Origin of the sequence: Bradyrhizobium sp. CIAT3101 (genome assembly GCF_029714945.1) — a bacterium.
GTDB lineage: Bacteria > Pseudomonadota > Alphaproteobacteria > Rhizobiales > Xanthobacteraceae > Bradyrhizobium.
The window spans coordinates 9,180,017-9,200,900 of the sequence record NZ_CP121634.1; the positions used below are offsets into that span (position 1 = coordinate 9,180,017).

The 20,884-nt window shown below is 65.3% G+C and carries 15 protein-coding genes; 11 read left to right on the forward strand and 4 right to left on the reverse strand.

What is annotated here, in order from left to right:
* Positions 1-32 precede the first annotated feature (32 nt).
* From soxB to QA645_RS42550, 6 genes are all read left to right on the forward strand, one after another.
* Complete coding sequence (gene soxB / locus QA645_RS42525; protein WP_283047106.1) at positions 33-1,778, forward strand: thiosulfohydrolase SoxB; 1,746 nt, start codon at positions 33-35, stop codon at positions 1,776-1,778.
* A gap of 5 nt (positions 1,779-1,783) precedes the next feature.
* Positions 1,784-2,239, forward strand: coding sequence for a hypothetical protein (locus QA645_RS42530; protein WP_283047108.1), 456 nt, complete (start codon positions 1,784-1,786; stop codon positions 2,237-2,239).
* A 193-nt stretch (positions 2,240-2,432) separates the two neighbouring features.
* Entirely contained in the window at positions 2,433-3,473 is a 1,041-nt protein-coding gene (locus tag QA645_RS42535) for an MBL fold metallo-hydrolase (protein ID WP_254196014.1), read from the forward strand.
* A gap of 87 nt (positions 3,474-3,560) precedes the next feature.
* Positions 3,561-3,722, forward strand: coding sequence for a hypothetical protein (locus QA645_RS42540; RefSeq protein WP_254135030.1), 162 nt, complete (start codon positions 3,561-3,563; stop codon positions 3,720-3,722).
* A gap of 258 nt (positions 3,723-3,980) precedes the next feature.
* Positions 3,981-5,189 carry an MFS transporter gene (locus QA645_RS42545; RefSeq protein ID WP_283047112.1) on the forward strand — a complete coding sequence of 403 codons (1,209 nt, stop codon included), beginning with the start codon at positions 3,981-3,983 and terminating at the stop codon, positions 5,187-5,189.
* Between the two features lie 90 nt (positions 5,190-5,279).
* The gene (locus QA645_RS42550) at positions 5,280-6,995 is read left to right on the forward strand and encodes an amidohydrolase family protein (protein WP_283047114.1); all 1,716 of its coding nucleotides are present in this window, start codon (positions 5,280-5,282) and stop codon (positions 6,993-6,995) included.
* 206 nt (positions 6,996-7,201) lie between these two features.
* On the opposite strand, the gene QA645_RS42555 is transcribed toward QA645_RS42550, so the two are convergent.
* Positions 7,202-8,539: an MFS transporter gene (locus QA645_RS42555; protein ID WP_283047116.1), complete on the reverse strand. Its 1,338-nt coding sequence runs from the start codon at positions 8,537-8,539 to the stop codon at positions 7,202-7,204.
* 142 nt (positions 8,540-8,681) lie between these two features.
* Between QA645_RS42555 and QA645_RS42560 the strand changes: the two genes are divergently transcribed.
* From QA645_RS42560 to QA645_RS42575, 4 genes are read left to right on the forward strand one after another with little or no spacing between them, the layout of a single operon-like run.
* Positions 8,682-9,335, forward strand: a complete 654-nt coding sequence (locus QA645_RS42560; protein ID WP_254196018.1) for an ABC transporter ATP-binding protein — start codon at positions 8,682-8,684, stop codon at positions 9,333-9,335.
* Positions 9,332-11,794 (forward strand): ABC transporter permease, encoded by a 2,463-nt coding sequence (locus tag QA645_RS42565; protein ID WP_283047119.1) that lies wholly within the window; start codon positions 9,332-9,334, stop codon positions 11,792-11,794. Before QA645_RS42560 ends, QA645_RS42565 begins: the two co-directional genes overlap by 4 nt.
* Positions 11,784-12,866 (forward strand): lipocalin-like domain-containing protein, encoded by a 1,083-nt coding sequence (locus QA645_RS42570; protein WP_283047120.1) that lies wholly within the window; start codon positions 11,784-11,786, stop codon positions 12,864-12,866. The genes QA645_RS42565 and QA645_RS42570 overlap by 11 nt, the downstream gene beginning before the upstream one ends.
* A 26-nt stretch (positions 12,867-12,892) precedes the next feature.
* Positions 12,893-13,279, forward strand: coding sequence for an MAPEG family protein (locus QA645_RS42575; RefSeq protein ID WP_283047122.1), 387 nt, complete (start codon positions 12,893-12,895; stop codon positions 13,277-13,279).
* Positions 13,280-13,479: 200 nt separating this feature from the next.
* Here QA645_RS42575 and QA645_RS42580 read toward each other — a convergent pair whose 3' ends face one another.
* From QA645_RS42580 to QA645_RS42590, 3 genes are all read right to left on the reverse strand, one after another.
* Entirely contained in the window at positions 13,480-14,670 is a 1,191-nt protein-coding gene (locus tag QA645_RS42580; RefSeq protein WP_283047124.1) for an ABC transporter substrate-binding protein, read from the reverse strand.
* A 202-nt stretch (positions 14,671-14,872) separates the two neighbouring features.
* Positions 14,873-18,040: a multidrug efflux RND transporter permease subunit gene (locus tag QA645_RS42585; protein ID WP_283047126.1), complete on the reverse strand. Its 3,168-nt coding sequence runs from the start codon at positions 18,038-18,040 to the stop codon at positions 14,873-14,875.
* Positions 18,037-19,254 (reverse strand): efflux RND transporter periplasmic adaptor subunit, encoded by a 1,218-nt coding sequence (locus QA645_RS42590; RefSeq protein WP_254196023.1) that lies wholly within the window; start codon positions 19,252-19,254, stop codon positions 18,037-18,039. The genes QA645_RS42585 and QA645_RS42590 overlap by 4 nt, the downstream gene beginning before the upstream one ends.
* A gap of 463 nt (positions 19,255-19,717) precedes the next feature.
* On the opposite strand from QA645_RS42590, the gene QA645_RS42595 reads away from it, so the two are divergent.
* Positions 19,718-20,872: an iron-containing alcohol dehydrogenase gene (locus QA645_RS42595; protein WP_283047129.1), complete on the forward strand. Its 1,155-nt coding sequence runs from the start codon at positions 19,718-19,720 to the stop codon at positions 20,870-20,872.
* The last annotated feature ends 12 nt before the right edge of the window (positions 20,873-20,884 follow it).

Sequence of the window (20,884 nt, forward strand, 5' to 3'; positions counted from 1 at the left end):
GAACTGCCGAGAATAGGTGCGGAGAATTGGTGATGGCGATCCGCCGCCGCGATTTCCTGAAGAGCTCAGCCATTGCTGCCGCATCGCTTGCGCTGCCGCGGTTTGCGCGCGGCACCGAAGCCGCGAGCATTTACGACATCGAGCGGTTCGGCAACGCGCGGATCCTCCACCTCACCGACACGCATGCGCAGCTCAACCCGGTCTATTTCCGCGAGCCCAGCGTCAATATCGGCATCGGCGAGATGGCGGGACGGCCGCCGCATCTGGTCGGCCGCGCGTTTCTGGAGCACTTCGGCATCCGGCCCGACAGCGCCGACGCCTATGCTTTCAGCTGTGTCGAGTTCGAGAAGTCCGCTGGACGCTTCGGCAAGCTCGGCGGCTTCGCCCATCTGAAGACGTTGATCGACCGCCTGCGCGGCGATGTCGGCGACAAGCACGCGATGCTGGTCGACGGCGGCGATCTCTGGCAGGGCACCGGCCTTGCCAACATCATGCAGGGCCGTGACATGGTCGAGGTCGCCAATCTGCTCGGCATCGAGGCGATGACCGGACATTGGGAATTCACCTATGGCGAGCAGGCGTTGCGGGAGAATCTCGAGCACTTCAAGGGCGAGTTTCTGGCACAGAACGTCTTCCTGACCGAGGAAGCGGCGTTCAACGACGCACCTGCCTTCGACAAGGCGACGGGGCGCGTGTTCAAGCCATCGACCATCAAGGAGCTCGGTGGCCATCGCGTCGCGATCATCGGCCAGGCCTTTCCTTACGTGCCGATCGCGCATCCCAAGCGCTTCACGCCGGACTGGACCTTTGGCATCCGCGAGGAAGAGCTGCAGAAGCTGGTCGACAGCTTGCGCGGCGCCGACAAGGTCGATGCGGTGATCCTGCTGTCGCACAACGGCATGGACGTCGACCTCAAGCTCGCCAGCCGCGTCACCGGCATCGACGTCATCCTCGGCGGCCACACCCATGATGCCGTGCCGCAGCCGATCGCCGTGAAGAACGCCAGCGGTACGACACTCGTCACCAATGCCGGCTCCAACGGGAAATTTCTGGGCGTGCTCGATCTCGCGCTCGACAAGGGCAAGGTCAGCGATATCAGGTATCATCTGCTGCCGGTCTATTCCGAGTTGCTGAAGCCCGACCCTGCGATGGCGGAACTGATCGGGAAGCTGCGCGCGCCGCATGTGACCGACTGGTCGGAGAAGATCGCAACGCCGGATCGCCTGCTCTATCGCCGCGACAATTTCGCTGGTCCCGTCGACGAGTTGATCTGCACCGCGCTGCGCACCGAGTTCGACGCCGAGATCGCGCTGTCGCCGGGCTTCCGCTGGGGCGTCACCGCCTTGTCGGGCCAGCCGATCACCATGGAGGACGTGCTCGCGGAAACCGCGATCACCTATCCCGAGACCTATGTGCAGGAGATGACCGGCGCAGAGATCAAGGACGTGCTGGAGGACATCTGCGACAATCTCTTCAACACCGATCCCTACTACCAGCAAGGCGGCGATATGGTGCGCGCCGGCGGGCTGAGCTACGCCTGCAGCCCCACCAACGCGATCGGCAGCCGCATCTCGGAGCTCAAGCTCACCAATGGCAAGGCGCTCAGTGCTACCAGGCACTACAAGGTCGCCGGCTGGGCTTCGGTCAACGGCCAGCAGGGCGCCCCGGTGTGGGACGTCGTTGGAAAATATCTGCGCTCGGGCCGGATGTTTCAGGAGCGCCTCGGCACTGGCGTCACGCTCAGGGGCGTCGACGGCAATCCAGGCATTGCAGGATAGGCGTGATGCGGCTGCAAATCTTTCGCACAGTGCTGCTGGCGCTGCTCGTCCTGGCCGCGCCGACATTGGCTTCAGCGCAACAAGTGCCGCTTCAGGACAAGCCGTTCGCCGAGCACAAGATCGTGCTGCAGCTCTCCGACGGCGACGCGAAGAAGCAGGCGCTGGTGCTGAGCGTCGCCAACAATCTGCTCAGGGCTTACGACCCCGACAAGATCGCGGTGGAGGTCGTCGCCTTCGGTCCCGGCATCGACCTTCTGCTATCCGGCAGCGAGCGCCGCAAGCAGGTCGAGAGCCTGATCGCGCAGGGCGTGCGTTTCGACATCTGCCTCAACACGGTCGATACGATCGAGCGGGAGACGGGCAAGCGGCCGGAGTTCATTCCCGCTGCGACGCCGGTGCAGGTGGGCGTCGGGCAGATCCTGTTTCTGGCGGAGAATGGGTACACGGTGGTGAGGCCATAGGGGGCTGGCGTCGCGCGTCACACTCGCCTGTCGTCCCTGCGAACGCAGGGACGACGGCGAGTTAGTGGAAACGCCTGAGACCGTAAGCCGCAATAAAAATCTTCTAAATTTTCTTATTTCAACAGCACATTACTTCTCTTCTTGGCCTCCGGCGTAGTAGAATCGTCGAAACCAGTCCACGCCGGGTGTTGCCATGATCTTTCGCCAGCTCTTCGACAGCGTTTCGGGCACCTACAGCTACGTCCTTGCCAGCCGCCCCGGTGGCGAGGCGCTGATCCTTGATCCCGTGCTGGAGAAGGTCGATCGCTACTGCCAGCTGCTGCGCGAACTCGACCTCAAGCTGGTCAAGGCCGTCGACACCCATCTGCACGCCGACCACGTCACCGGCCTCGGCGAGCTGCGCGACCGCACCCATTGCATGACCGTGATGGGCGATCAGACCAAGGCCGACGTGGTGGCGATGCGGGTCGCCGACGGCGACAAGGTCACCATCGAAGGCCTGTCGCTCGACGTGATGTACACGCCGGGTCACACCGACGATTCCTATTCCTATCTGATGGGCGACCGCGTCTTCACCGGCGATACGCTGCTGATCCGCGGCACCGGCCGCACCGACTTCCAGAACGGTTCGTCGCGCGCGCAGTACGAATCGATCTTCAACCGGCTGCTCAAACTGCCCGACGAGACGATGGTGTTTCCGGCGCATGACTACAAGGGCGACACCGTCTCCACCATCGGCGAGGAGAAGCGCTACAATCCGCGGCTCCAGGTGCGCTCGGTCGACGAATATATCGAGCTGATGGCGAATCTGAAGCTGCCCAATCCGAAGATGATGGACGTGGCGGTGCCCGCCAATATGCGGGTCGGCCTGCATCAGGAAGAGCTGGAGAAAGAGGGCCGCGCGCTCAGCGCAACCGAGGCGATCCGCTCACTCCATCGGCCCGACATCCTGCTGGTGGATCTGCGCGAAACCAATGAGCGGATGAAGCATGGCATGCTCGAAGGCGCGCTGCACACGCCGTATCCGAGCGTGGAGGAAAGCCTCAAGCCCGGCGGAATGCTGCGCGAAGTCGCCGCCGCCACCGGCCGCCGTGTCGTGTTCTTTTGCGCCTTCGGCGAGCGCTCCGCGATGGCTGTTGCGGCTGCCAAGGAGGCCGGCCTTTCCAACACCGCGCATATCGCCGGTGGCATTGACGCCTGGAAGAAGGCGGGCGGGCCGGTGGTGCACGCCTGACGCTATCGTCGCAGCCTTGAGATAAGTCAGGAACCGCTTAGATCTTGCGGTGAGAATCGGGTGACGCATCACCATCCGGGATCAGTCATGGCCAAATCCGCCAAGCCGAGCGAACCGCCGAAAACGAAGCCCGCAGCCGACAAGGCCAAAAAGCCCAGGCCGCCGCGCGACACCGACGACGACTACGAGGATGGCGACATCGCCACCCCGAAGCGCGATCGCGATGGGAATGACGACGAGCCGTTGTGAGGGGATAGCTCCAATCACCGCTGTCGTCCCTGCGAACGCAGGGACCCATACCGCGCGACCTCTCGTTTGTGATCGGTCAGCGTACCGAACTTCTAATCTCCGCCAAACTACTCCCTGGGGTTATGGGTCCCTGCGTTCGCAGGGACGACAGCCGGGACGAAGCCCCACCCGCACTACCTGCCATGCGCCTGCGTTCATGGACAAATAACCGGTGTCCCCGATAGTTTGCGCGCTTCCTGAGACTGAATCGGAACTGCAATGGTCGACGTTCTCGCCGCACCGCAACAAGGCAAGGCGGACAGCGCGCTGCGCACGCTGACCGGGATTTCGATCGCGCATTGGGTCAGCCATTTCCATCTGCTGGTCCTGCCGATGCTGTTCCCGTTCCTCAAAGGGCAGCTTGGCGTCGGCTATGTCGAGCTCGGCTTCGCGCTGACCGTGTCCGCCGTCGTCTCCGGGCTGACGCAGGCGCCGACCGGCTATCTCGTCGACCATTTTGGCGCGCGAAAAATCCTGCTTGGCGGACTGACGCTCGGCGGGCTCGCACTGATCATGCTCGGCCTGCATCTGAGCTACGCCTCGCTGATCGCCTGCGCCGTGCTGCTCGGGCTCGCCAACAGCGTCTACCATCCCGCCGATTATGCGATCCTCGCCGAGCACATGGACGAGGCGCGGATGGGCCGCGCCTTCTCGATCCACACCTTTGCCGGCTATTTCGGTGGCGCCGTTGCGCCGGCGATCGTCGCCGCGCTGATCACCGTATCCGGCGGCGTCGGCGCGTTGATCGCATCGGGCGCGATCGGCGTGCTGGTGGCGCTGCTGCTGGTCGCCATGAACATTCCCGATGCCGGCGCGCACAAGAGCAAGCCGGGCAACGCTGACATGCCGAAGCAGGCCGTCATCACGCCGGCGCTGATCACGCTGACCGCACTGTTCATGCTGCTCAGCCTGTCGGTGGCCGGCATCAACAATTTCGGCGTGGTGGCGCTGATGAGCGGCTATGGCGCAACCTATTCCGTCGCCAATGTCGCGCTGACCGCGTTCCTCGGCTTTGGCGCCGCGGGCGTGCTCGCGGGCGGTTTCCTCGCCGACCGCACCGAGCGCCACGGCTATGTCGCCGCTGCCTGCTTTGCCGCGAATGCGGCCATCGTGCTGCTGATCGCGCTGGTCACGCTGCCGGGCTGGGCCTTGACCGCCACGATGGCGACCGCAGGTTTTCTCTCCGGCGTGATCGCGCCGTCGCGGGACATGCTGGTGCGCAACGCCGCGCCTCCCGGTGCAGCGGGCCGCGCCTTCGGCATCGTCTCGACCGGTTTCAATCTCGGCGGCATCATCAGCCCGCTGCTGTTCGGCTGGATCATGGACCAGAGCGCACCGCACTGGGTGTTCGGCGCCTCCGTGATGTTCATGATCGCAACAGTCGTGCTGTCGCCGTTCACCGAACGGAAGACGCAAGCCAAGGCTTGAGCTGCGAATTAAGTTGTCGTCCCGGCCCCCGTGCGCAATTGCGCACTAGGCCGGGACGACAAGCAAAACAACAAGACGGGAAGAAGCACCATGAGCACCCCTGATCTCGTGATCCGCGGCGGCACCGTCGCGGACGGGCGTGGCGGCGAGCTGTTCGAGGCTGACGTCGCCATCACCGGCGGCAAGATCAGCGAGGTCGGCAAGGTCTCGGCCAAGGGCCGCGAGGAGATCGATGCGCGCGGCAAGCTGGTGACGCCGGGCTTCGTCGACGTGCACACCCATTATGACGGCCAGGTCACCTGGAGCCAGGACATCACGCCGTCGTCGCAGAACGGCGTCACCACCGCGATCATGGGCAATTGCGGCGTCGGTTTTGCGCCGTGCAAGCCGGCCGATCACGTCCGCCTGATCCAACTGATGGAAGGCGTCGAGGACATTCCGGAGCCCGTGCTGAGCGCCGGCATTCCCTGGGCGTGGGAAAGCTTTCCGGATTACATGGACTGGCTGTCGAAGCGCGATTTCGACATCGACGTCGGCGCGCAGCTGCCGCATGCGGCGCTGCGGGTCTATGTCATGGGCGAGCGTGGCGCACGCCGCGATCCCTCGACGGCGGAAGACAACGCTGCGATGGCGAAGCTCGCGGGCGAAGCGGTGCGCTCCGGCGCGCTCGGCTTCTCGACCTCGCGCACGCTCAACCACCGCACCTCGACCGGCGATTTCACGCCCACCTTGAAGGCCGGCGAAGACGAGCTCACCGCAATTGCCGGCGCGATGCACAGCCAGGGCCGCAGCGTGCTGCAATTCGTGCTGGATCTCTCCACCATCCACGAAGATCTGCCGATGATGCTGCGGGTGGCGGACAGCACAAGGTGCCCGATCTCGTTCTCGATCACCCAGAACGACAAGTCGCCCAACCGCTGGCGCCAGACGCTGGACGAGATCAATGCGGCGGCCAAGCGCGGCCTCTCCATCACCGCGCAGATCGCGGCGCGCCCGGTTGGCCTCCTGCTCGGGCTCGAGCTGTCGCGCAACCCGTTCCAGACCCATCCGAGCTACCAAGCGATCGCGCATCTGCCGCTCGGGGAGAGGTTGGCGCGGCTGCATCAGAGCGAGGTGCGCAAGGCGATTTTGAGCGAGACGGCGACGTCGACCGACGATCCGCTGTTCTTCCGTCCGAACTACGACAAGATGTTCCTGCTCGGCGATCCCCCGGATTATGAACAGCCGCCGGAGAACGCACTGGGCCCGCAGGCGCGCAAGCAGGGCCGGCAGCCGGAAGAGCTCGCTTATGACGCGATGCTGTCGGACGAGGGCCGCGGCATGCTCTACGTGCCATTCCTCAACTATGCCGACGGCAATCTGGACGCGACGCGCGAGATGCTGATCGATCCGCAGTCCGTGCCCGGCCTCTCCGACGGCGGCGCGCATTGCGGCATCATCTGCGACGCCAGCTTCCCGACCTATCTGCTGACGCACTGGACGCGTGATCGCAAACGCGGCGAAAAGCTGACGATCCCGTTCGTGGTCGCGGCGCAGTCACGCAAGACCGCGCTGTCGGTCGGGCTGACCGATCGCGGCTTGATCGCGCCCGGGTACAAAGCCGACGTCAACGTGATCGACTACGACCGGCTGCATCTGCATCCGCCGAAGGTGCACTACGATCTGCCGGTCGGCGGCCGTCGGCTGTTGCAGGATGTGGATGGCTATGAGGCCACGATCGTGTCGGGCGTGGTGACGCGGCGGCACGGCGAGGCGACGGGACGCCGGCCGGGGAAGCTGATCCGGGGTGCGCAGGGGGTGAATTAGGCGGAGTACGAGGCGCGAGGGTCGCGCCTCAATCTCTGCTGTCGTCCCGGCGAAGGCCGGGACCCATACGCCGCAGCAATCGTTTTGCGAAGACTCGGAGTTGCCAGCCTCGCGCCAAACCACTCCCTGTGGTTATGGGTCCCGGGCTCGCGCTACGCGCGCCCCGGGACGACAGCTGTGATTGGAGCGGGCTGCTTGCCCGTCGCTTACGTCGGCGAGACCGCGCCCTTCAGCCCGGCCTCGCGCGGCGCCGCGCCACGGATCAGGCGGGCCTTCTCCGTGTTCGGCCAGAGCAGCAGCAGGCCGATGACGCCGGAGCCGACCATCACCACTGCGTTGATGGTGAAGCCGGTCATGTAGCCGTTCAGCATGCTGCCGGCGCGCTGGATCACGGTGCCCATCACCATCGGTGCGATGATGCCGGAGAGGGTGTAGAGCGCCCCGTAGATCGCGATGATGGCGCCGCGCTGCGAGGCCGGGGTGAATTCGCCGAGCATCGGCGGGCAGACCACGTAGATCGCACCGCAGAGACCCGAGCCGACGACGAGCAGCGCGATCTGCAGGCCAGCGCCCTGAACATGCGGCATCGTCGCCAGGATCAGGCCGCCGATGATCAGCGGCACCGAGCCGAGCACACCGCGCGAGATGCGCGTGGAGTAGCCGCGCGCCATCATGACCTGCGAGATCCAGCCCGTCAGGATGACGATGGTGGCGCCGAACACCCAGGGCAGGATCGAGATGTAGCCGGCCTGCTCCTGCGAGAAGCCGAGACCGGTGATGATGAACGCGGTGAACCAGGTCAGCCCGAGCGACAGCGCCCAATAGGCGCCGAAGGTCGCGATCACGCAGCCCAGGAAAGTGCGCGAGGTCAGCAGCTGGATGTAGGGAATTTTCGGCTCATTGGCCGCGAGCGCCTTCGTGTCCTCGAGCGGGCCCTCCTTGCCGAGCGCCAGCCAGGCACAGACCCAGATCAGGCCGACGACACCGAGCGCGCCGAAGGCATAGTGCCAGGAGTGATTGACGATGACCCAGTTCAGCGCCGGCACGGCGAGGATGACGCCGAAGGCCGAGCCCTGCGACAGGATCGCGGTCGGCAGCGTGCGCTTCTCATCCGGGAACCATTTGTAGATCGCGTGCGCGGCGACCGAAAAGGCCGGGCCTTCGCCAGCGCCAAGCACGATGCGGCAGATCAGCAGCGTGGTGAAGGAGACGGTGCCGACCATCGGAAACTGCGCCAGCGCCCAGATCACCGCCAGCGTCAGCAGCACCCAGCGCGTCGGCACCTTGTTGACGATGAAGCCGACCACGATCGCCGAGACCGAGAACAGGATGAAGAACGAGGAGCCAAGCATGCCGAATTGCGCAGGCTCGAGCTTCAGATCGGTCATGATCGGGACGCCGGCGAGGCCGACGACGATCTTGTCCGCGAAGTTCACCACCATGAAGAGGAAGAGGAGAAAAGTGACGGTCCAGGCGCCCTTCGGCGTTTCCTTAGTTACCCCTGCCGTCTTGGCCGCCGCGGACGGCATTCCCTGAGCGCTCATCATTCTCCCCGTATGTCTTTTTCGGCACTTTTGATCCGGCCGTCTCGTGAGCTAACAACGGCTTGAACGGCAACGCAACCCCGGCATTTCCACAGTAAGTGTGCTACGCAGCATGGAGTTAATTCCGTCCGGCGCATTGATCTTGCTGAGCATCCGAAACCTCTCCAAAACCTTCTCCTCGGCCGCAGAGCCGGTCCATGTGCTGCGCGGCGTCGATCTCGACCTCAAGGCCGGCGAGCGCGTCGCGCTGACCGGCGAGTCCGGCAGCGGCAAGAGCACGCTGCTGCACCTGATCGCCGGGCTGGATGCCGCCGATGGCGGCACGATCCGCCTGGAGGACACCGAGGTCACGAAGCTCTCCGATGCCGGCCGCGCCGAGCTGCGGCGAGACCGGATCGGCCTGGTTTTTCAGCAGTTCAACCTGATCCCGAGCCTGTCGGTCGCCGACAACCTCGCCTTTCAGGCGCGGATCGCCGGCCGGCACGATGCGGCCTGGACCAGGGAGCTGACCGAACGGCTCGGGCTCGGCAGCCTGCTCAAGCGTTATCCAGAGCAATTATCAGGCGGACAGCAGCAGCGGGTCGCGATCGGCCGAGCGCTGGCGACGAAACCATCGCTGCTGCTCGCGGACGAGCCCACCGGCAATCTCGATGAAGCCACCGCCGACGACGTGCTGGCGCTGACGCGCGACCTCGTCGCGCGCACCGGCTGCGGCTTCCTGATGGTGACGCACAGCCTGCATCTGGCCGGCACGCTCGACCGTCACATCGTCCTCCACGCGGGACGGATCGCATGAGACGCGCGCTGTGGGTGCTCGCCGTACTGCTCAGCCATTGGCGGCGACACCGGATGCAGTTCGCAACGCTGCTGATCGGCCTGATCGCGGCGACAGCGCTGTGGAGCGGCGTCCAGGCGATCAACCAGCAGGCCCGCAGCGCCTATGACCGCGCGGCCGCGACGTTCGGCGGTGTCCGCACCGCGATGCTGGTGGCACCTAACGCGGCGACGTTTCCGCAAGAGCTGTTCATCAAGCTCCGCCGCGCGGGCTGGCCGGTCTCGCCGGTGCTGGAAGGCCGCGTTCAGATCAATGGACGCTCGGTGCGGCTGCTCGGCATCGAGCCGGTGACGCTGCCGGCCGACGTCGGCAACGCGCCGCGCCTCGGCGCGGCCGATCTCGGCAGCTTCGTTGCCGCGCCCGGCCAGACGCTGGTGGCGCAGGAAACGCTGGGCGATTTGCATGAGCAGGACGGCGCGACGCCCGCGATCAGCAGCGGCGCAAAGCTGCCGCCGCTGCATGTGCTGCCGCAGCTCGTGCCCGACGTGCTGGTGGTCGATATCGGCGTGGCGCAGCTTCTGCTGAACAAGCCGGATCAGGTCTCACGCCTCTTGATCGGCAAGGCGAAGGGCAAGCCCGCGCCACTTGCAGGCATCATTGGCGACCAATTGCAGCTGATAGAGCCGACCGCGGAGACCGAGCTGGAGCGACTGACCGACAGTTTCCATCTCAACCTCACCGCCTTCGGCCTGCTGTCCTTCTTCGTCGGCCTCTTCATCGTCAATTCGGCCGTCGGCCTTGCCTTCGAGCAGCGACTGCCGATGCTGCGGACCTTGCGCGCCTGCGGCGCCTCGGCGCGACTGGTCAACAGCGTGCTGGTGATCGAGCTGGTGGCACTGGCGCTGGTCGCCGGCCTGATCGGACTCGTCTGCGGCTATTTCATCGCGGCGGCGCTGTTGCCCGACGTGGCGGCGTCGCTACGCGGGCTCTATGGCGCACAAATCCCCGGGCAGCTCACGCTCCGGCCCGAATGGTGGCTTGCCGGCATCGGCATCAGCGTGGCCGGTGCGATCGTGGCGGCCGCGACCAGCCTGATCAAGGCGATCAGGATGCCGGTGCTGGCGACCGCGCAGCCGCATGCCTGGCAGCAGCGACAGCGCCGCTGGCTGATCCTGCAAAGCGTCGCCGCCTGTGCCGTATTCGCGGTCGCACTGTTGCTGCTCCAATACGGGCAATCGCTGATCGCGGGCTTCGGCCTGCTGGCGGCGCTGATGCTTGGCGCGGCGCTGATCCTGCCTGCCTTCCTCGAGATCCTGCTGCTCGCGGGCCAGCGTTTTGCGCGCGGTCCGCTGGCGCTGTGGTTCTGGGCGGACAGCCGGCAGCAGCTGTCGGGATTGTCGCTGGCGCTGATGGCGCTGCTGCTCGCGCTGGCCGTCAATGTCGGGGTCTCCACCATGGTGGAAACGTTCAGCCGCACCTTCGTCGGCTGGCTCGATGGACGGCTTGCCGCCGACGTCTACATCAGCGCGGCCGACAATGCGCAAGGCGTGGCGATCCGCAACTGGCTGAAGGATCGCAGCGAGGTTTTGGCGATCCTGTCGGGCGGGCGCGCGGAGACGCTAGTCGCGGGCCAGCCGGTGGAATTGCTCGGCCTGCCCGATCACGCGCTCTATCGCGAGCGCTGGCCGCTGCTGGAGACCGCGCCGCGCGCCTGGACGCAGCTCGTGCCGGGCAATGCCGCCTTCATCAGCGAGCAGCTCAGCCGCCGCCTCAACGTCCGCGTCGGCGATGTCATCGAGGTGCCGGCGCCGGGCGGGACCTGGGAGCTCGACATCGTCGGCATCTATGCTGATTACGGCAATCCCAAGGGCCAGCTTGCGGTGAATGTGGCGGCGCTGATCCGACAGTTTCCGCAAACGCCGCAAACGCGGATCGGGCTCATTGTTCCCCGCGATAACATTCCCGGCCTGATCACAGCCTTGCAGAAGCAGTTCGCGCTCGACGACCGCGCCGTGGCCGACCAAGCGACGGTGAAGGCGGAATCGATCCGCATCTTCAACCGCACCTTTGCGGTGACATCGGCGCTGAATGCCTTCACGCTCGGCGTCGCCGGCATCGCGCTGTTGACCAGCCTGCTGACGCTGGCGAACTCGCGCCTGCCGCAGCTTGCCCCGCTCTGGGCGATCGGCATCACGCGGCCGCGCCTTGCCGCGGTCGAGCTGACCAAGACGCTGTCGGTGGCGCTGTTCACCTCGCTGCTGGCCGTGCCGCTCGGCCTGCTGGTGGCGTGGTGCCTGATCGCGATCGTGAACGTGAAGGCGTTCGGGTGGCGGCTGCCGTTCCATGTCTTCCCGCTGCAACTGGTCGAGCTGGTCGCGGTCGCGCTGATCGCCTCGCTGCTCGCGGCGCTGCTGCCGGTGTTGCGGCTGGCGCGGATGCAGCCGGCAAGCCTCGTCAAGGTGTTTGCCAATGAGCGCTGACAAACTTTCGCGACGCGCCTTTGCCGGCGGCGTCGCCGCGCTCGCCCTCGCGCGTCGCGCACATGCGCAAGGCTATGCCGGGCTCGGCGAGACCGCCGACGGCTTTGCGAATGTCACGCCGGGAAAGGCATTCACCTTCCCGGCCGATCACGGGCCACATCCGGCATTTCGGATCGAGTGGTGGTATCTCACGGCGAACCTCGTCGACAGCAGTGGCGCGGCTTGCGGGCTGCAATGGACGCTGTTTCGCCAGGCCGCAAAGCCGGGACCGCAAGCCGAGGGCTGGGCCAATCAGCAGATCTGGATGGCACATGCCGCGGTGACGCGTGCCGACACCCACCGCTTCAACGAGCTGTTTTCCCGCGGCGGCATCGGGCAGGCCAACGTCGAAGCGAAACCATTCGCGGCATGGATCGACGATTGGGAGATGAAGGGTTCTGAGCGCACCGACGATCGTACCCTGGCGCCGATAACGCTGAAGGCATCCGGCACCGATTTCAGCTACGCGCTCACGCTTGAATCGGATCGCCCCGTCGTCTTGCAAGGCGACGGCGGCTACAGCCGCAAGTCGGAACGCGGGCAAGCGTCCTATTATTACAGCCAGCCGTTCTACCGCGCCCGCGGCACGCTCACCATCGACGACAAGCCGGTCGATGTATCCGGCCAGGCCTGGATGGATCGGGAATGGAGCAGCCAGCCGCTCGACACCGACCAGACCGGTTGGGACTGGCTGTCGCTGCATCTCGCCTCCGGCGACAAGCTGATGCTGTACCGGCTGCGCCAGAAGGACGGCAAGGATTATCCGTTCGGCAACTGGATCAGCGCCTCAGGCGAGACGCAGATGATTGCGGGCAGCGACATCCAGATGGTTCCGAAGGTCAGAGCCGAAGTTGCGGGACGCAAGCTGCCGGTGGAATGGCAGATCGCGATCCCGTCACGGTCCTTCTCGATTGCCTGCAAGCCGCTCAATCCAAAAGCCTGGATGGGGACCGGCTTCTCCTATTGGGAAGGACCGATCAGCTTCGCTGGCACGCATGACGGCGTTGGCTATCTCGAGCTGACCGGCTATTGAGCTGCATCTGACTGCCGGAGGCTTCGATGTATCATCTCACCGCCCTCGTCACGCTGCTGGCGATTGCATTCTATCTCTTCGTCACCATCAACGTCTCGCGAGCACGTTCGAGGACGGGCATCAAGGTGCCGGCGACATCGGGCCATCCGGATTTCGAGCGCGCCTTTCGCATCCAGGCCAACACACTGGAATGGATGCCGATTGTCCTGCCGTCGCTCTGGCTGTCCGCGGTCTATATCGGCGATACCATCGCAGCCGCGCTCGGCGCGGTCTGGATCATCGGCCGCGTGGTGTACTTCATCGGATATTCGAAGGCGGCGGCGAAGCGCGGCCCGGGATTTCTGATCCAGGCGCTCGCGGCGCTTGCACTGTGGGTGGGGGCGCTGGGCGCGGTGGTGTTGCGGCTGGTGTGAGGCAGCGGTCTCTACGGATTCCGCCGTCGTCCCGGACAAGCGCAGCGAAGCGGAGCGCCGATCCGGGACCCGTACCCACAGGGAGATATTTGGCGAAGACTCGGAGTTACCAACTCGCGCCACACTCCTCCCTGGGGTTATGGGTCCCGGCGTGCGCCGGGACGACAGCAAGGGTGTGGCGCTAGCGTTGGCTTATCGCCTCACTTCGTCAGCGGGCACCCGCTTTCCTTGGCGGTGAAGAACGCCTTGTCGCCGGGGACGGTCGCGATCTCCTTGTAATAATCCCACGGCTTCTTCGATTCCGAGGGCTTCTTGACCTCGAACAGATACATGTCGTGGACCATGCGGCCGTTCTCAAGCACTTTGCCCTTGGCAAAGGCGTCGTCGACCGGCAACTCCTTCAGCTTCTTGGCGACGGCTTCGGCGTCCTTGGTGCCGGCGGCCTTCACCGCCTTCAGATAGCTCAACGTCGCCGAATAGGTACCGGCGTGGATCATGCTCGGCATCCGCCCGGTGCGCTTGAAGAAGCGCTCGGAGAACGCGCGCGTGGTGTCGTCATGATCCCAGTAAAAGCCTTCGGTCAGCACCAGGCCCTGCGCCGCCTGCAAGCCCAGACCATGCACCTCGGCGAGCGTCATCAGCAGGCCGGCGAGCTTCTGGCCACCCTGCACGATGCCGAATTCGGCCGCCTGCTTGATCGAGTTGGTGGTGTCCTGGCCGGCATTGGCGAGACCGACGATCTTCGCCTTCGAGCTCTGCGCCTGGAGCAGGAAGGACGAGAAGTCCGACGAGTTGAGCGGCACGCGGACCGAGCCCAGCACCTTGCCGCCATTGGCGGTGACGATCTCGCTGGTGTCCTTTTCCAGTGCGTAGCCGAACGCGTAGTCAGCCGTGAGGAAGAACCAGCTGTCGCCGCCGGCCTTGGTCAGCGCGCCGCCGGTGCCTACCGCGAGCGCGTGGGTGTCGAACGCCCAGTGGAAACCATAGGGCGAGCACGCAGACCCGGTGATGCTCGACGTGGCCGCGCCGACCACGATGTCGATCTTCTTCTTTTCCTTCGACAGGTCCTGCACGGCGAGCGCCACCGACGACGTCGTCAATTCCGTGATCATGTCGACACCATCGGCGTCATACCAGCGCCGGGCGATCGACGTCGCCAGATCGGGCTTGTTCTGGTGATCGGCGGTGACCATCTCGACCTTCTGGCCGAGCACCTCGCCGCCAAAATCCTCGATCGCCATCTTGGCCGCTTCGACCGAATACTTGCCGCCGTAATCGGCGTAGACGCCGGACTGATCGTTCAGGATGCCGATCTTGACGCCTTGCGCGGAGGCCGGCGCGGCCAGCAACAGAGCCGACGTTGCGACAGCGGCCAAAAGTGCTGATTTCATCTGTTAACTCCCAGCAGTGTTCTGTTTTGAAATCGCGCGGATACTAGTGAAGAAGACCGGCCGTGCCCATCGGTTTTGCGTAGGCCGTTAGTATGGAGGTGGCGCGGCATTCTCCGCCGTCGTCCCGGCCTAGTGCGCAATTGCGCACTAGGCCGGGACGACACTGGGGGCGTTGATGCACTTTCTGGCCCCGGAGGCAGCCTTAAGCCACCGCCTCCGGCGGCTTCCCCTCGTTCTTCCCCTCGGCCAGGTTCCGCACCACCACATAGAAGATCGGCGTGAACAGCAGTCCGAACAGCGTGACGCCGATCATGCCGAAGAACACGGCGACGCCGACGGCCTGACGCATCTCCGAGCCGGAGCCGGACGAGATCACCAGCGGCAGCACGCCGAGGATGAAGGCGAAGGACGTCATCAGGATCGGTCGCAGCCGCAACCGACAGGCTTCGATCACGGCCTCGAGCCGCGGCTTGCCTTCCTTTTCGATATCGCGTGCGAACTCGACGATCAGGATCGCGTTTTTCGCCGCCAATCCCACCAGCACGACGAAGCCGATCTGGGTCAGGATGTTGACGTCCTGGCCCATGATGCGCACGCCGATGGTGGCCGCGAGCAGACACATCGGCACGATCAGGATCACCGCAAACGGCAGCGTCCAGCTGCCATATTGCGCGGCGAGCACGAGATAGACGAACAGCACGCAGATCGGGAACACGTAGAGACCGGCATTGCCGCCGGTGACCTGCTGATAGGACAGGTCCGTCCACTCGAACGTAAACCCGCTCGGCAGGATGTCGTCAGCGAGCTTCTTGATGGTGTTGAGCGCGGTGGTCGAACTCGTACCCGGCGCCGGCTCACCCTGCAATTCGGACGCCGCGTAGAGATTGTAGCGCGCGACGCGGTCCGGTCCCGAGACATCCTTGAAGTCGACCACGCTGCCGAGCATCACCATGTCGCCGGAGGCATTTCGCGTGCGCAAGCGCGCGAGATCGGCGGGCTCTTTCCGGAACGGGAAATCAGCCTGCGCGGTGACGTGATAGGTGCGGCCGAACAGGTTGAAGTCGTTGACATAGGTCGATCCGAAATAGGTCTGGATCGTGTCGTTGATGTTGGCGATGGGCACGCCGAGCTTCTGTGCCTTGGTGCGGTCGATGTCGACGAACAACTGCGGCGTGTTGGCCGAGAACGGCGAGAACACCGTGGGGCCGAGCAGCAAGGGCGATTTGCGCGCAGCGGCGACGAGTTCGTCGGTCGCCGATGCCAGCAGCTCGGGCCCGCGGCCCTGGCGGTCCTGGATGCGGATGGTGAAGCCGCCGCCGGTGCCGATGCCGGGCACGGCCGGCGGCGGAATGACGATGATGAAGGCGCCCTGGATCGCGGAGAGACGCTTGCGCAACTCGCCGGTGATCGCGTTCGCCGTCAGCCCCTTCTTCAGCCGCACCTCGGGTTCCTCGAACACCGGGAACAGTGCCGCCGCGTTGCCGGCCTGCGTGCGTGTCGCGCCGGAGAAGCCGGCGAAGGCGGCCACGCGGACGATGCCCGGCGTATCCAGCGAGATCCGCTCGATCTCGCGCACGATCTCGGTCGTGCGCGCCAGCGATGCCGCGCCTGGCAATTGCACCGAGATGATGACGTAGCCGCGGTCCTGTGCCGGGATGAAGCCCTGCGACGTGGTCGCGATCAGCCAGCCGGCGCTGCCGATCAGCACGACATAGATCAGGATCATCACCACCGCGTGTCGGATCACGAAATTGGCGAGGCCGGCATAGCCGTGCGCCAACCGATCGAACAGACGGTTGAAGGCACCGGTGAAGGCGTTCCAGCCACGCGCGAGCAGATTCCAGGCGGCAGGCGGCCGCTTCTCCTCATGCGGGGTGAGGATCTGCGAGGCCAGCGCCGGCGACAGCGTCAGCGAGCAGAAGCAGGAGATCGCCGTCGCGACCGCGATGGTGACAGCGAATTGCTGGAAGAATTGCCCGGAGATACCGCCCAGGAACGCCGTCGGTACGAACACCGCACAGAGCACCAGCGCAATCGAGACCAGCGCACCGCCGACCTCCTCCATCGTCTTCAGCGCAGCGTCGCGCCGGCTCAAGCCGTGCTCAAGATGCCGTTCGACATTTTCGACCACGACGATGGCATCGTCGACGACGATGCCGACCGCGAGCACGAGCCCGAACAAAGTGAGATTGTTGATGGAGAAGCCGAGCGCCGCCATCACCGCGAAGGTGCCGACCAGCGAGACCGGGATCGCGATGATCGGAATGATCGCGGGACGCCAGCCCTGCAGGAACACCAGCACGACGATGACCACGAGCAGCATGGCTTCGTAGATGGTCTTGATCAGCTCGTGGACGGACTGTGCGATGAACTCGGTCGGATTGTAGCCGATGTTGTAGTCGAGCCCCTTCGGAAAGCTCGTCTTGAGCGTCGCCATCGTGTCGGAGATGTTCTTTGCCGTCGCCAGCGCATTCGATCCCGGCCGCTGCGTCACCAGCATGGCGACCGCGGATTTGCGCAGCAGGAAGCTGTTGGTCGAATAGGCGAGAGCACCGAGCTCGATACGGGCGACGTCGCGCAGCCGCACCGTGCGGCCGTCGGAGCCGGCCTTGATCAGGATGTCCTCGAACTGCTTCTGGTCCTTCAGGCGTCCGGTGAAAACCAGATTGGGTTGAAAGGCGCGGTCGGCGATCGGCGGCTCGGCGATCTGGCCGCCGGCGATCTGCACGTTCTGCGCACGGATCGCGGCCAGCACCTCGGTCGAGGTCAGGCCGAGATTGGCGATGCGGTCGGGATCGAGCCAGAGCCGCATCGAATAGTCGCGCGCGCCGAAGATCTGGATGTCGCCGACGCCGTCGATGCGCAGCAGTTGGTCGCGGACCTGGAGCAGCGCGTAGTTGGAGATGTAGAGCTGGTCGAACGTGTCGTCAGGCGACAGCATGAACACGACCATCAAAATGTCGGGCGAGTTCTTGCGGGTGACGACGCCATTGCGCTGCACCTCGTCCGGCAGCTGCGGCTGCGCGATCGCGACGCGGTTTTGCACCAGCACCTGGGCCTTGTCGAGGTCGGTGCCGAGCTTGAAGGTGACGGTGATGGTGAGCTGACCGTTCGAGGTCGCCTGGCTGTAGAGATACAGCATGTCCTCGACGCCGTTGATCTGCTGCTCGATCGGAGCGGCGACGGTGTCGGACACGGTCTGGGCCGAGGCGCCCGGATATTGCGTGGTGACGACGACGGTCGGCGGCACCACTTGCGGATATTCGGAGACCGGCAGCGTCGAATAGGCGAGCGCACCGACGATCAGCAGCACGATCGACAGCACCATCGCCAGAATGGGCTGGTTGATGGAGAGACGGCCAAGATTCATGACTTGCCACCAGCCGGCGCTTGAGCGGTCTTCGGGGCGACCTTGGCGCCGACACGGGCGCGCTGGATGCCGTTGACGATGACGCGGTCCTCCGCCGTCAGCCCTTCGCGGATCACGCGCAGGCCGTCGTCGAGGGGACCGAGCACCACCGGCCGCGCTTCCACCGTGTCGTCGGGCTTGACCACGAACACGATCTTGCGCGACTGGTCGGTCGCGACCGCAACATCGGGGATCAACAGCGCCTCGTAAGGCGCGCTGCCGATCAGGCGGACGCGACCGAACTGGCCGGGCAGGATCGAAAGATCGGTGTTCTTGACCACGGCGCGGCTGCGCAGCGTGCCGGTGGAGACATCGAGCCGGTTGTCGAGGAAGTTGATGGCGCCGTCATGCGACGGCTTGGTCTCGCCGGCCAGCGTCACCTGCACCGGGTTCGCAGTATCGCGCGAGCTCGGACGCTTACCCTCGAACCATAGCTTGCTGTACTTGATGAAGGTCGTCTCATCCATGTCGAAATAGATGTAGATCGGGTCGAGCGAGACGATCGAGGTCAGCAGCGTCGAGGTGCCGGTGTCGCTGCCCTGCACGAGGTTGCCGGGGCTGACGAGATGGCGGCTGACGCGGCCGGTGAGCGGCGCGGTCACGTGCGTGAACTCGATGTTGAGCCGGGCGGCCTTCAGCGCGCCTTCGGCCTGGGTCTCGGCAGCGTGCGCGGCCTGCAAGGCCTGGCGGCGCTGGTCGACGACCTGTTCGGACACTGCGCTGGTCTGCACCAGGTTCAGGCCGCGATCGAGCTCGCGCTTGGCGAGCTCCACCTTGGCGCGGGCGTCGGAGAGCTGGCCGTCCGCCTGCTCGGCCACCGCCTCGAACGGGCGCGGGTCGATGACATAGAGCAGGTCGCCCTGATGCACGATCGCACCGTCCTGGAACTCGACGGAGTTGACGAAGCCGCCGACGCGGGGGCGCACCTGCACCTCCTCGACCGCCTCGAACCGGCCGGTGTACTCGTCCCAATCGGTGACGGTACGCTTGACCGGCTGGGCAACGGTCACCGGAGGAGGCGGAGGTGCTGCCGCTTGCGAGCTCGGCTGCCCGCAACCACTGAGCGCGAAGGCGGCCGCGAGAAGGCCGGCTATGGCGTAAGGCGCAAGATGGGGCCTGGGCTGAACGAAATCGTGCGTTTTGACAAATTGCTCGCTTCCGTCCGGTCCACTCATCCCAGGTCCTCGCATAAAAGCCGCGGAAAATGCAGGGTAGTCCTCCACCCGCGGGCGGCACAAGATGGGTCGCGATGATGAACTCTTCAAGACTACACCACGCGCAATGCTCAAGAGAATGCCCTGGCCTGATGGCGGGTTGACTCCGGGATAGCCGACCTCGCACGCAGACAGGTGTGCTTAAGGTTGGCGATGAACGTGCCGCATTCTCCACCCTCCCCTGGAGGGGGAGGGTCGGCTCACATTGAGCGCAGCGAAATGTGAGACGGGGTGGGGTGACGGTCTCTCCGCGTCCAACAGTGCCCGTGTGGAGAGATCACCCCACCCCGCTCGCGCTTCGCGCGATCGACCCTCCCCCTCCAGGGGAGGGTAAAGAGCCAGCGTCTTCGCACATGACGCGGGACGGCCGCTCGGCTAGATTAGCCCTTACAATAACAAGACGAATTGTCCGGGGAGGACAGGCGTGCATCAGGGACGTGTCGTTTACGGCGCGATCGAGGAGGTCGTATTCGGCCATCCGGCGACTGAGGCCATTGTCGCGCAGATGGACCGGCTGGGAACGCGCCGCGCCTTCCTGATGGTCTCGGGCACGCTGAACCGGGAGACCGACGAGATCGCAAAAATCGTCCAGGCGCTGGGGCCGCGCTGCGCCGGGCTGTTCGATGCCATGCCGGCGCACACGCCGCGCGAGGCGGTGATCGCCGCGACCAATGCGGCACGCGAGGCCGGCGCCGATCTGATCGTCACCGTGGGTGGCGGCTCGATCACCGACGGCGCCAAGGCGGTACAGATCTGTCTCGCCAACGGCATCGACAACATTGACGGCATCGACCGTGTCCGCGTCCACAAGGGCGTCGCACCGGAGATGACGGCACCGACCGTGCGCCAGATCAGCGTGCCGACCACGATCGCCGGCGGCGAGTTCTCGTCGATCGCGGGCGTCACCGACCGCAGCACCCATGTGAAGCAGATGCTGCGGCATCCGCTGACCGTGCCGCGCGCGACCATCCTCGATCCCGCCATCACCGTGCACACGCCCGAATGGCTGTTCCTCTCGACCGGCATTCGCGCCGTCGACCATTGCGTCGAGGCGATCTGCTCGCGCGAGACCCACCCTTACGCCGACGCGCAGTCGGTGAAGGGCCTCGCCATGCTCGCCGACGCGCTGCCGCGGGTGAAGGCCGACGCGAGCGATCTCGACGCGCGGATGGATGCGCAGATCGGCACCTGGCTGTCGATGGGCGCACTCGCCGCCGGCGTGCCGATGGGGGCGAGCCACGGCATCGGTTACGTGCTCGGTGCGGCCTTCGACGTGCCGCACGGCTACACCTCCTGCATCATGCTGCCGGCGGTGATGCGCTGGAACGCGAGCGCCAACGCCGAGCGCCAGATGATCGTCGCCGCCGCCATGGGTTTTCCCGGCCACAACGCCGCCGACGTGCTCGACGCCTTCATCCGTTCGCTCGGCATGCCCCGCAGCCTCGCCGACGTCCGCGTCTCGCCCGAACATTTCGATGCCATCGCCGAACAGGCGATGCGCACCAACTGGATCCCGCGCAATCCGCGCAAGATCGAGGCGCCTGCACAGGTGCGCGAAATCCTGCTTCTCGCCGCATGAGTTCAATCCCGG